Genomic DNA, 12,150 nt, shown 5'->3' on the forward strand with positions numbered 1-12,150 from the left:
GCGCGCCCGGGGCTGCCCGGCCTCGGGTGGCGGAGATCGGGCCGGGGGCCTCCCGTATTTCGGGGGAGAAGACCTATATTTCCAACGGTGGGATCGCCAATGTCTATGTCGTGATTGCACGGACCGGCGAAGCGCCAGGCGCGAAGGGCTTATCGGCGTTTCTGGTGCCTGCGGCTGTGGCGGGGTTGAGCGTAGTGGAGCGGATTGAAGTGATCGCCCCACACCCGCTTGCGCATTTGCGCTTTGACGCTGTGTTTGTACCGGACGGGGCGTTGATTGGCGCTTCGGGTGCGGGGTTCAAGGTTGCGATGTCGGTGCTTGATGTTTTCCGCTCCACAGTTGGCGCTGCGGCACTGGGCTTTGCGCGGCGGGCGCTCGATGAGGCGCTGGCTCGGGTGAAAAGCCGCCGGATCGGGGGCGCTGCGTTGGCGGAATTGCAGATGGTGCAGGGCCATATCGCCGATATGGCATTGCAGATCGACGCGAGCGCATTGCTGATCTACCGCGCCGCCTGGACCAAAGATCAGGGCGCGGCGCGGGTTAGCCGTGAGGCAGCGATGGCGAAACTTTATGCCACCGAAGCCGCGCAGAAGGTGATTGATGCGGCTGTGCAACTGCATGGCGGTGACGGTGTGCGGCATGGGTTTGCGGTGGAAAGCCTTTACCGTGAAATTCGCGCCTTGCGGATTTATGAAGGCGCAAGTGACGTGCAGCGCGTGGTAATTGCCCGCGCGGTTTTGGATTGAAATTCAGGAAGGAAAGAGGATGAAAGAAGCATTGAGTGGCGGCATTACCCGCGATGGGACAGGTTTTGAAGGTGTGGAGTGGAACATCCTTGGCCAGCGCTATTTTCCGAAATCCCGCTGTGACAGCAGCTTTTCGTTTGAGACGAACAGCGAGGCGGGGCAGTTTGTGCCGGTCCATATCCACCCGACACAGGATGAGTTCATTCTTGTGCAGGAAGGCCAGTTGGAAGTGAAGCTGGACGGGGTGTGGAGCGTGGCGAAAGCCGGTGATCTGGTCCGGATGCCGCGCGGGGTGCCGCATGGTTATTTCAACAAGAGCGACAAGCCGACGCGGGCGCTGTTCTGGGTTTCACCCGCGGGCAAGCTGCCGGAGCTGTTTGCGATCTTGCATAATATGACGGATGTGGAAGCGGTGGTGAAGGTTTCGGCCGAACATGAGGTGAATTTCCTGCCCCCCGAGGCGAATGATTGATGCCCTACCACCGCGTGATCCAGATTGAGTTCAATCATTGCGATCCGGCAGGGATCGTCTTTTACCCGCGCTATTTCGAGATGACGAATTCGGTGGTGGAGAATTTCTTTGCCGACGTGCTGGGCAATTCCTTTGCCGAGATGATGGAGGAACGGCGCGGCGTTCCCACCGCGCGGCTTGAGGTGAACTTTCACGCGCCGTCCCGTCTGGGCGAGAAACTGGACTTCGGGCTGGAGATCACACGCATCGGGCGCACCTCGGTCGGGTTCCGCATTATCGCGGAGGCAGGCGGCATTGACCGGCTGACCGCAGACCTCACGCTGGTCAATGTCGACTGTTTGGGGCAACCACAGCCCTGGGCCGGGCCGGTTCGAACCCGGATGGCTGAATTTGCAAAAAAGGATCACGGACATGAGTGAAGATATCGGCCCGCATCAAACCCTCCACCCGAAGCATTGGATGGCGGCCAAGGGCTATGCCAACGGCGTTGCGGCAACCGGGCGGATGGTGTTTACCGGCGGCATAATCGGCTGGAACGCGGATCAGGAGTTTGAGACCGATGATTTCGGCGCGCAGGTGGCGCAGGCTTTGCTTTCCATCAAGCAGATATTGGCCGAAGCCGGAGCGGAGCCGAAGCATCTGACCCGGCTGACGTGGTATGTCACGGACAAGCAGGAATATCTTGCCAGTCTGCGCGCAATCGGTGCCGCATATCGCGAGCATTTCGGGCGGCATTATCCCGCAATGGCTTTGGTGCAGGTGGTCGCCCTTGTGGAAGACCGCGCCAAGGTTGAAATCGAAGCCACCGCCGTCATTCCCCAGGAATAAGAGGTTTTCATGGAACTTGGACCCACCGGCCACACCGACAGTTTCACACGGGATCGCCTGCCCCCCGACGACCAATGGCCTGACTTGCCGCGCGCGGGCTTTGCCTATCCCGATTGGCTGAATGCGGGGGTGGAGTTGACGGACGGTATGGTGGCCAAGGGGTTTGGCGACCATACCGCACTGATCGGCAACGGGCGGTTGCGGACCTATAAGGAGTTGGCGGACTGGACCAACCGCATCGCCCATGCTCTGGTCGAGGATTACGGTGTGAAGCCGGGGCATCGGGTGCTGATCCGGTCGGCGAACAACCCCGCGATGGTGGCAGCCTGGTTGGCGGCAACCAAGGCGGGAGCGGTGGTGGTGAACACCATGCCGATGCTGCGCGCCAAGGAACTGGGCCAGATCGTCGACAAGGCCGAAGTGTCGCTCGCGCTTTGTGATACGCGGCTGATGGAGGAGATGGTGAATTGCGCAAAATCCTCTCGTTTCCTCAAGCATGTCATAGGCTTCGACGGCACCGCCAACCATGATGCGGAGTTGGACCGCGTGGCGTTGGGCAAATCCGTGCGGTTTGAGGGGCCGAAAACCGGACGCGATGATGTGGCCTTGCTGGGCTTCACCTCCGGAACCACTGGTGATCCGAAAGCGACGATGCATTTTCACCGCGATATTCTAACGATCGCGGATGGTTATGCGAAAGAGGTGTTGAAGGTCACACCGGAGGATGTGTTCATCGGCTCGCCGCCTTTGGCGTTCACCTTTGGTTTGGGTGGTCTGGCAGTGTTTCCCTTGCGCTTCGGGGCGGCGGCTTGTCTGCTGGAAAACGCTTCGCCGCCGAATATGGTAGAGATCATTCAGCAATACCGCGCGACCGTGTGTTTCACAGCACCTACCGCTTACCGCGTGATGCTGAAAGCAATGGACGAAGGCGCGGACCTGTCGAGCCTGCGGGCGGCCGTGTCGGCGGGGGAAACCTTGCCCGCGCCGGTCTATGAAGAATGGATGGCCAAAACCGGCAAGCCGATGCTGGATGGGATCGGCGCCACCGAGATGTTGCACATCTTCATCACAAACCGTTTTGACGATCACCGACCCGCTTGCACCGGTCGCCCTGTTGCAGGCTATGAGGCGAAGATCGTCGATGAGCAGGGCAAAGAAATTCCGCGTGGTGAAATCGGGCGTCTGGCGGTGCGTGGCCCGACCGGGTGCCGCTATATGGACGACCCGCGCCAGAAGAAATACGTCCAGAACGGCTGGAACCTGACCGGGGATGCGTTCTTTCAGGATGAAAACGGCTATTTCCATTTCGCCGCCCGTACCGATGACATGATCGTTTCCAGCGGTTACAACATTGCCGGGCCGGACGTGGAGGCGGCGCTGCTCTCGCATCCGGAGGTTCTCGAATGTGCCGTTGTGGGCGAACCGGATGACGCGCGGGGACAGATTGTCGTCGCGCATGTGGTTCTCATCAAAGGATGTATCGAAGACGCCGCCTGTGTGAAACGGCTGCAAGATCACGTCAAGGCAACCATCGCGCCCTATAAATACCCTCGCAAGGTGCTGTTCGTCTCAACCCTGCCGAAAACCCAGACCGGTAAGATCCAGCGATTCCGGCTGCGCGACAACTGAAGGGCCGCAAAAGATAGGATCGCCCGGTTCTCCGCATACCGTCAGAGCAACGGATCGGTTCCCTAAAGCGTTTCGACAGCACGAGTGACCTGGAGCAGACACTGATACGCTATGTCGTTCGCTGTTCACTCGAACCAATGGCGTTCACGGATCACCCTGCGACACACAGTTCCCGCAGTCAGCCGGGCGGAGCAGAACGCCAATGCCGGCGATGAAAGTCCGGCACAAGTTACACCACACCTCTACGTCAAGCCGCCGCGAATTCAGGCGGAATGCGACAGCTAGAAATAGCTTCGAACCAATGCACTTGAGACCAGCGCCCAGCCATCGGCAACCACAAAGAACGCCAGCTTGAATGGCATCGAAACCACTGCGGGGGGGACCATCATCATCCCCATCGACATCAGGACCGCAGCGACAACCAGATCAATGATCAGAAACGGCAGATAGATCAGAAACCCGATCTCAAACGCGCGCTGCACTTCGGACAGCAGGAACGACGGGATCAGCAGCGAAAGCTGCGCATCAATGGGGGCCGTCGCCTCACCCGGTCGCAGCGCCTGCATCGCGGCGAAGGTGTCAGCATCCAATCGCGCCACCATGAACACCCGAAACGGTGTCATGGTTGCGGCGAAAGCGTCTTCGAATCCCAGTTGATTGGTGCTGAGCGGTTCGATGCCCTTGATCCAAGCCTCGGTGAACACCGGGTCCATGACATACCATGTCAGGAACAGCGCGAGGCTGACGATCAGCATATTCGGAGGTGATTGCTGCAAACCAATCGCTTGCCGCAGGATCGACAGCACCGTAACGATGAATGGAAAACAGGTCACCATCACCGCCAGCCCCGGCACCAGACTCAGCACGGTAACCAGCGCCAGCAATTGGATCGCCCGACTGGAGAGCGACCCGCCATCGCCCAGATCCAGAGTGATCTGCTGCGCCAACGCCGGCGCTGTACCAACGAGCAGGACCGCTGCGGCACAGCACCATATTCGCATCAAAGCCCGCCCCGCAGGTTGGCAACTTCAGTCAGCCGAACGGCCAGTTGCCCGGCGTTTTCCCCCTCCATCTCCTCCAACTCACCGCGCGCGATCAAGCGGTCCCCGACCCAGAGCTCTACCGGATCATCGACGCAACGATCAAGCGTCAGTACTGCATCTCGTTCCAGCTTCAGCAATTCGCGGACCAGAGGGCGCGCACGTCCGACCGAAATCGTGATCTCGATCGGCACCTGGCTGAACGGGTTGGCGTCAGAAATCTCATCCATGGGTCGTATCCTTTGTGGAGAGTGTGAAAAAATCGCTCAACGCGCGGTCAATCTGCGCAATGGCATCGTCAAGATCGACACGCGCCTCTGCAGCGCCAAGTCGCAAATAAACCTGCCCTTCACCCAAAGTCGGTTCTTCCACCAAACTGATGGGCGGGCTGCTATCCATTTCGATTAGCGGTTCGATTGCCGGTCGCGCCGTCGGGTTGAACAGCAACTCGATCGGCGCATTGGCGACCTCATCGGCCATGGGCAACAGAATTTCCAGCACGCGCGGCGCAAGCGCATGCCGTGCGACCATCGGCAAAAGCTGCCCGACGATATCGGTCAGCAATGGCTCCAACGCGCGCACGACATGCGATCTCGCTTCGAAATAGGTGAAGCCGAGAGCTTGGAGATTATGAGCGAGATCGGCGGAAAGCCTTGCCTTTTCATCCTGTTGCGCGGCGGTGGCATCTTCCCAGCCCGCAGTATACCCTTGTTCATAGGCCGCCAGACGCGCTTCTTCCATCGCGCTGAGGTCGGTGACAACGGTGTTGCCTCCCGCCCGCGCTGACTCTTCGAACACTTCCAGCCGGAGCGGGGGCATTATGCTTGCTCCTCCTCGTCGGTTTCCATCCAGCCGCGCAGAATTTCAACGGTTTCGCTTTGACGTTCATCAATCAGGCGGCGCAAGCGTGCCATGGGGTCGGACAAACCCCGTTCATCGTCGTCCACCGAAATCACCGGGAGATCCGGTAGGTCGTGGTCATCAATCTCCCCCGTCACGATGCGGGGCTGCGCGCCGCGCGCTGTTGCGGAACCGGTCGCGCCCGGTGGCAGGGCCAACGGGCCCGGCTCCCCCGCCATATGAGATATCTTCGGCGCGGCGGCCAGCAAAGGCCGCACCACGAAGACACCAAGGATCAGCGCGACCAGTGCCAGAACCGCAGCCTGAATAAGGGCCATCAGGTCGATCGGGCCAAAGGTCGAAAACATGCCGGATTCTGCAATGCTGCCTGCCTGACCCACTGGCTCAAAAGCCAGTGATTTCAAGACCAGAACATCGCCGCGCGTAAGATCGAGCCCCGCCGCCGAGGTCACAAGTTCGCGCAACACCGCAAGTTCGTCCTCGGCGCGCGGCTGCCAACTGACGACACCATCGGCGGCCGTCACCTGTTCGCCATCGACCAGAACCGCCACCGACACCCGCCGCAACGCCCCCGGCACTTTCAGCACCTCGCGTTGTGTTTCCGATACTTCGTAGTTCACTCGCTCGCGGGTTTCGGAAGAATTGCTTTTGCCTTGCCCACCCGCTGCTGCATCCCCTTCGGGAAGATTGGAGGCCACGGTCACATCGTCATTGGGTTGAGTGGCAGAATTGTTCCGCTCCTCAGTGTCAGAAGAAATCGCGACCCGACCTTGCGGATCAAACCGTTTTTCGGTGATCTGCTCGCGATCCGTCTCAACGTCCACGGAAACCTCAACAATCGCCTTGCCTTGCCCGACCCGTGCAAAAAGCAGCCGTTCGATATTGCGTTTCAGATCGGCGGCGCGCGCGTCGCCACCCGCAACGGGCAACGCCGCCGCGGCATCCGCCGGAATAAAGCCTGCAACGCTGTCGATCACCGACACATCCTCGGGCTGCATCCCCGCAACCGCTGCTGCAACCAGATGGCGCACTGCATTGGCCTGCGCGGCAGGCAAGGCCCCCGATGCGGAGGTGATCGTGACGCTGGCAGTTGGCCGCGTGTCGCGTTGGAACGGCTGCGTCGGACTTTGTGCAATATGAACGCGCGCCGCCCTGATCGCAGGGGTCGCGACGATAGTGCGCGCCAACTCCCCCTCTTTTGCCCGCCAATAGGCGGCGTCGAACATTTGCGAGGTGGTGCCGAAGCCCGACAAGCCATCCAGCAATTCGTAACCCGCAGCGCCGGTTGCAGGCAGCCCCTCCGCCGCGAGCGTCATTCGCAGCGCATCGCGCTGGCTTGCATCGACCCGAATCGTATCACCGCTGATCTGGTAGGCCACGCCGCGCTGGTCCAGAGCCCGCACCACCTCCCCCGCCGCGCTGCTGTCCAGCCCTGCGTAGAGCAGCGCCATTCCCGGCGTGGTTGCCATGCGTGACAACGCGAAAATCGCAAGAAACATGGCAATCGTCGCCCCTGCGACAATGATTCGGCGGTGAATGGAAAGGGAGGACCAAAGCGAAATAAGGTTTTGCACAGGCATTCTTTCTGTTTCAGGGCTTCTGCCCCACGCTCCCCTAGGTTTGACGGATGGGCCTTAACAATCGGTTAGTGACCTGCCGCTAAAACAAACTCGAATGTAGTGAGCGGAGAATCCGATGGCCGAAGTGATGGACCCAAAAAACGACGCGGCACCGCGGAAGAAGTCAAAGCTGCCGCTTTTGCTGGGGCTAGTGGGTGCGGTTTTGGTCGGAGTGGGCGGTTTTTATGCCACTTGGTCGGGATTGCTTCTGGGGGGGGGCCACGAAGCGACAGCGAGCCCCCGGCCCGATCCGCTGCCGGAAATCGCCTTCGTACCGGTGGAGCCGATCATCATATCGCTGGGGCCGGGTTCTTCGGCAAAGCATTTGCGCTTCACCGCACAATTGGAGGTTGGCAAGGCGAACACGACGGATGTCACGCTGCTTTTGCCGCGTATTCTCGACGTCCTGAACGGTTATCTGCGCGCGATTGATGTCGCAGAACTGGAGGACCCCTCCGCGCTCGTTCGTTTGCGCGCGCATATGTTGCGACGAATCCAGATCGTGACCGGCGAAGGCCGCGTACGCGATCTTTTGATAACCGAATTTGTCCTGAACTGAACGGGGAAAACCATGCAACTCATTGCCGATATCTTGCTTGCCTCCGGCGCCTTCGGTGCTGCGATCTACTGCTATGTTCTGGCGCTGCGACTAAAACGGTTGCAAACGCTGGAAACCGGCATGGGGGGTGCGATTGCGGTGCTTTCCGCGCAGGTTGATGACATGACGACCGCGCTTGAAAAGGCGAGAGGCGCCGCGAACGGGCAAGCCAAAGCATTGGAAACCCTGACGGAACGGGGCGAGGCCGTTGCCGCGCGGCTGGAATTGCTGCTGGCCTCCATGCATGATCTGCCTTCCGAACCGCCTCCTCAACCATCTGAATCCGCTGTGGCCGAGAACGAAAGCGAAAAACGGCTGCGATTCGTCCGTCGCCGGTCACAACCTGACAAGCTGGAGGCTGCCGAATGAGCAAACCAGTGAAACGTCGCGCCGGTCGCGGTGCGCTGTTCATCCTCGCGATGTTCCTTGGGGCATCCGGCGCGTTGCGCCTGGGCGACGGTATCGGAATTGCCTTCGCGTTGAGCAAGAGCCATGCCACCAGCAACGACGCCGCGCAGTCGTCCGCGGCGTTGGATTGCCCGAAACCGCCGGCCGCCCTGGCGGAGGCTTTGACCGAGAGGGAGCAGCGCTTGTCTGCGCGGGAAACCGCTTTGGCGGATCGTCTGGCCGCTTTGTCTCTGGCCGACCAGGCGATTGAAATACGGCTTGCAAAACTGGCGGCGGCGGAAGCCAGCCTGAACGAAACTCTCGCCCGTTCCGACGGGGCGGCTGAAGCGGACCTCAGCCGGTTGACCGAGGTGTATCAGGCGATGAAGCCCAAAGACGCCGGGGCGCTTTTTGCCGCGATGGCACCGGAGTTCGCCGCAGGCTTCTTGGGCCGCATGCGTCCCGAATCAGCCGCAGCAATCCTGTCAGCCATGCCGGCGGAACTGGCCTATACCGTCAGCGTTCTTCTTGCGGGCCGCAATGCAAATGTACCGAAAAACTGACTCCTGCTGAGTCTTTGTTAACCCGGTTCTGCCAGCTTGACGACAAATGGAAGAGGAGCAGCCAATGTTTGGCGTCATCGGTCTTGTTGTAATTTTCGTGATGGTGTTTGGCGGCTATGTGCTCGCTGGCGGCAAGCTGGGCATCATTCTCAAGGCGATGCCGTTTGAATTGTTGATGATCGGTGGCGCCGCGGTCGGGACATTCATTGTCTCGAATGACTTTGCGGCGGTGAAAAAGACCGCGAAAGACATCGGCAGGGTGTTCAAGGGCCCGAAGTGGAAACCGCAGGATTATCGCGACTTGCTGTGTCTGCTGTTCGAACTGATCCGCATTGCAAAGACCAGTCCGGTAGCACTCGAGGAACATATCGAAAATCCAGCGGAATCGACGGTGTTTTCGCGCTACCCCAAGATCCAGCGTGACCATGAAACGGTGGATTTGATCTGCGACACCATGCGCGCCGCCTCAATGAATTACGACGACCCTCACCAGGTAGAAGAAGTTCTCGATAAGCGGATGGAAACCAACCAGCACCACGCGATGCATTCCAGCCATGCCTTGCAAAGCGTCGCCGATGCATTGCCCGCACTGGGGATCGTCGCCGCCGTACTTGGCATCATCAAGACCATGGGTGCGCTGGATCAGCCGCCTGAAATTCTGGGAAAAATGATCGGCGGAGCACTTGTGGGCACCTTTCTGGGGGTCTTTCTTGCCTATGGATTGGTTGGCCCTTTCGCAACACGGGTCAAATCCGTGACGGAGGAGGACAACCATTTCTATCTGTTGATCCGCGAAGTCCTGATTGCAAACCTTCACAACCACCCCGCGAATATCTGCATTGAAGTCGGGCGTCAGAACACACCGCATCATGTCCGGCCGAGCTTTGGTGATCTGGAAGAGGCGTTGCGCGCACTGAAGCAGGAAGTGGCATGAAATACCTGTTGGTCGCACTGCTGCTGCTGATCGCGCCTTTGGCAAAGGCCCAGGCCGTAAACGTCACTTCTGGCGAACACGGGACTTTCACGCGCCTCGTCCTGAGCTTTCCAAACCAACCGGATTGGCGGCTTTTTCGCACCGAAAACGGCTACGGTTTGTCGGTCAAAGGGAAGCGGCAGAGTTTTGACCTGACCGACGCATATCGGCGGATTTCGTCGAACCGCCTGTCGCGAATATTCAAAGACCCCGCAACCGGCGCGCTTCTTATCGAGGTTAATTGTGCGTGCCACGCGCTCCCGTTTGAACTTCGTGACCGCATTCTCGTCATTGATATAAAAGCCGGCCCTGCACCCGATGGCTCCTCTTTCGAGCTTTCGGAGAGCGGCACCGAGATGACTTCACTCCATGGGAAAAAACCAACTGCAAAGCCGAAGGCAGTGCCTGGAAATGAGGCAACCGCAGCCCCAGCCAACCTCGACGAAGCGATCAATCATGCCGCGCGGACGCCACGCTCGGCAGATAAGCTTGGATTTCGCTTGCCCCCGGCCAATCTGGAAGGTGCCGAAGAGCGGCTGCTATGGCAATTGGCCAAAGGGGCAGCGCAAGGCACGGTGGAAATCACCAAGACGCTACCCGCCCCGCAGATACCCGCGAGACCATCGCTGAACGAAAGCAATATTACGGTTGGTCAAGTGCCCGGCGTCGCCGCAAATACGGCGGGGCGTGACGCGCGCCACATGACCGCAGAGGGAACTGCCTGTCTCCTGGATGACGACCTCAATGTCGCGGGCTGGGGCGCGGCCGGGCCGGTAAGCGAAACGATCGGTCTGCTTTCCAGCAATCTCGTCGGAGAGTTCGACCGCCCTGACCCATTGGCAATTGCCCGTGCGGTGAAATATCATGTCTATATTGGTTTTGGCGCTGAAGCACTTGGGCTGATCAGGACATTCAAACCGACGGACCCCAATGTTCCAATCTGGGAAGCATTGGCTGCTATTGTCGATCTAAAACCAGATCCGGGTATGGTGTTTTCCGGAATGGAGGTGTGCAACACCAATGCCGCGCTCTGGGCGATCCTGGCGGATAGCGAAATCCCCCCACCAAACCGCATTGCGATTCCGGCAGTCTTGCGCGCTTTTTCCGCTTTACCGCTGCATCTGCGGCGCCATCTTGGCCCGGTTCTCGGCAATCGTTTTCTGTCGGCAGGTGATACGGAAACCGCGCGCGCGATCCGTGACGCGATCCTTCGCGCGCCAGGGCCAATAGAACCCGCAACACACCTTTTGGACGCGGAAATTGCACGCGCCAACGGGCACAGCGACAAAGCCGAAGCAACGCTTGCGCCACTGGTTGGTGAAACCGGCCCTGTCGGACTGCAATCAACAATTTCATTGATTGAAACGCAGGTGCAGTCCGGCGAGGAGGTTGGCGCACCACTCACCACCGTCGCGGAAGCGTTGTTGCAAGAGGCGAAGGGCGGCGATGAGGAAGCCGCTTTGCGCAATGCACTTGGCCTTGCCTATGCCACGCAAGATCGTTTCGATGCGGCATTCGCGATGGTGGCCGGAAACCCCGCCGCTGCCGTCGACGTGTGGACGATGCTGGCAACTGGCGGCAGCGATGACGCTCTGTTGGCCGCTGCCGTCCTTGATGATACCGATATGTTTCCGAGGCTTTCAGACAAAACAAACCAAACCTTCGCGCGCCGCCTGCTGACACTCGGCTTTCCGCAAGCCACCCTGCTCTGGCTGAGAAAGCCGACGGGCACATCGGACCCAGAGGCAGGAAACCGCCAGCTTCTGATCGGTGCGGCACATCTGGCGCTCCGCGATGCGCCTGCCGCTTTACGCGCGATCATCGGGATGACTGGTCGCGATGCGGATGTCTTGCGCGCGAACGCACTCGCGATGTTACAAGACGCTTCCGCATCAGAGGTGTTTGAACGCGCAGGCGATATGGAGTCGGCTGCACAAATTGCCCGTCAACACCACGAATGGCCAAGGGTTGCCAATCTGGCCAACGACGGCACTTGGCGAGACGCAGCCAATTTGTTTGCGCAACCCGGCGCAGCGCTCTCCATCGACGTTGACTCCACGCGGAACGACGCGTCGGTCGTCGGCCCGCTCGCCACCACCCGCGCCCTGCTCGCAGAAAGTTCCGCCGCTCGTGAGTTGTTGGGCACACTGCTCAGTCAGCAGGAAATTCCGGATCAGGTTGATTGAGGCGGAGGTGACCTCCACAGTCGAGGCGAAGGGGTAGCGGTGTGAATCTCGCTGAAGCCGCGAGATTCAGCGATGCTTTCTGCGTCAAAGACAAGACCGGCAATAATGGGCTTCAATTTGGATCAATTGGTTACAGGTTGGTAACGACTCACCCTCTATAGTCTTGAGAAGGTGCAGAACGCATCTGAGCGGGGCGAAAACCGATGTGGAAGACATTGATGCGATCTGGATGCAAATTCCTATTTTGC

14 protein-coding genes are annotated in these 12,150 nt (G+C 59.6%); 10 read left to right on the forward strand and 4 right to left on the reverse strand.

Translation table 11 applies throughout. From position 1 onward, the window contains the following. The 5 genes from L0H65_RS06405 to L0H65_RS06425 form a co-directional block, all read left to right on the forward strand. Positions 1-746 (forward strand): acyl-CoA dehydrogenase family protein (locus L0H65_RS06405; RefSeq protein WP_301458006.1); only part of this gene is annotated, 746 nt, incomplete at its 5' end. A 19-nt stretch (positions 747-765) separates the two neighbouring features. Next, positions 766-1,218 (forward strand): cupin domain-containing protein, encoded by a 453-nt coding sequence (locus L0H65_RS06410; protein WP_301458007.1) that lies wholly within the window; start codon positions 766-768, stop codon positions 1,216-1,218. After that, on the forward strand, positions 1,218-1,637 hold the full coding sequence (locus tag L0H65_RS06415; protein WP_301458008.1) for a thioesterase family protein: 420 nt from the start codon (positions 1,218-1,220) through the stop codon (positions 1,635-1,637). The genes L0H65_RS06410 and L0H65_RS06415 overlap by 1 nt, the downstream gene beginning before the upstream one ends. After that, positions 1,630-2,046 (forward strand): RidA family protein, encoded by a 417-nt coding sequence (locus L0H65_RS06420; RefSeq protein WP_301458009.1) that lies wholly within the window; start codon positions 1,630-1,632, stop codon positions 2,044-2,046. The genes L0H65_RS06415 and L0H65_RS06420 overlap by 8 nt, the downstream gene beginning before the upstream one ends. A 9-nt stretch (positions 2,047-2,055) precedes the next feature. Further along, on the forward strand, positions 2,056-3,675 hold the full coding sequence (locus tag L0H65_RS06425; protein ID WP_301458010.1) for an AMP-binding protein: 1,620 nt from the start codon (positions 2,056-2,058) through the stop codon (positions 3,673-3,675). A gap of 281 nt (positions 3,676-3,956) precedes the next feature. Here L0H65_RS06425 and fliP read toward each other — a convergent pair whose 3' ends face one another. From fliP to fliF, 4 genes are read right to left on the reverse strand one after another with little or no spacing between them, the layout of a single operon-like run. After that, the gene (gene fliP, locus L0H65_RS06430; protein WP_301458011.1) at positions 3,957-4,676 is read right to left on the reverse strand and encodes a flagellar type III secretion system pore protein FliP; all 720 of its coding nucleotides are present in this window, start codon (positions 4,674-4,676) and stop codon (positions 3,957-3,959) included. Then, positions 4,676-4,945: a FliM/FliN family flagellar motor switch protein gene (locus L0H65_RS06435; protein WP_301458012.1), complete on the reverse strand. Its 270-nt coding sequence runs from the start codon at positions 4,943-4,945 to the stop codon at positions 4,676-4,678. The genes fliP and L0H65_RS06435 overlap by 1 nt, the downstream gene beginning before the upstream one ends. Further along, on the reverse strand, positions 4,938-5,534 hold the full coding sequence (locus L0H65_RS06440; protein WP_301458013.1) for a flagellar biosynthesis protein: 597 nt from the start codon (positions 5,532-5,534) through the stop codon (positions 4,938-4,940). Before L0H65_RS06440 ends, L0H65_RS06435 begins: the two co-directional genes overlap by 8 nt. Continuing rightward, a complete protein-coding gene (gene fliF, locus L0H65_RS06445) occupies positions 5,534-7,156 on the reverse strand; it encodes a flagellar basal-body MS-ring/collar protein FliF (RefSeq protein ID WP_301458014.1) in 1,623 nt (540 codons plus the stop codon). Before fliF ends, L0H65_RS06440 begins: the two co-directional genes overlap by 1 nt. Positions 7,157-7,271: 115 nt before the next feature. Between fliF and fliL the strand changes: the two genes are divergently transcribed. From fliL to L0H65_RS06470, 5 genes are all read left to right on the forward strand, one after another. Beyond that, entirely contained in the window at positions 7,272-7,754 is a 483-nt protein-coding gene (fliL, locus tag L0H65_RS06450; RefSeq protein ID WP_301458015.1) for a flagellar basal body-associated protein FliL, read from the forward strand. 12 nt (positions 7,755-7,766) lie between these two features. Next, entirely contained in the window at positions 7,767-8,162 is a 396-nt protein-coding gene (locus L0H65_RS06455; RefSeq protein WP_301458016.1) for a hypothetical protein, read from the forward strand. Further along, positions 8,159-8,743 (forward strand): MotE family protein, encoded by a 585-nt coding sequence (locus L0H65_RS06460; RefSeq protein WP_301458017.1) that lies wholly within the window; start codon positions 8,159-8,161, stop codon positions 8,741-8,743. The genes L0H65_RS06455 and L0H65_RS06460 overlap by 4 nt, the downstream gene beginning before the upstream one ends. A 64-nt stretch (positions 8,744-8,807) precedes the next feature. Next, on the forward strand, positions 8,808-9,677 hold the full coding sequence (gene motA, locus L0H65_RS06465) for a flagellar motor stator protein MotA (RefSeq protein WP_301458018.1): 870 nt from the start codon (positions 8,808-8,810) through the stop codon (positions 9,675-9,677). After that, complete coding sequence (locus L0H65_RS06470; RefSeq protein ID WP_301458019.1) at positions 9,674-11,902, forward strand: lipopolysaccharide assembly protein LapB; 2,229 nt, start codon at positions 9,674-9,676, stop codon at positions 11,900-11,902. The genes motA and L0H65_RS06470 overlap by 4 nt, the downstream gene beginning before the upstream one ends. The last annotated feature ends 248 nt before the right edge of the window (positions 11,903-12,150 follow it).

Source organism: Pseudorhodobacter sp. (genome assembly GCF_030452865.1).
Lineage (GTDB): Bacteria > Pseudomonadota > Alphaproteobacteria > Rhodobacterales > Rhodobacteraceae > Pseudorhodobacter.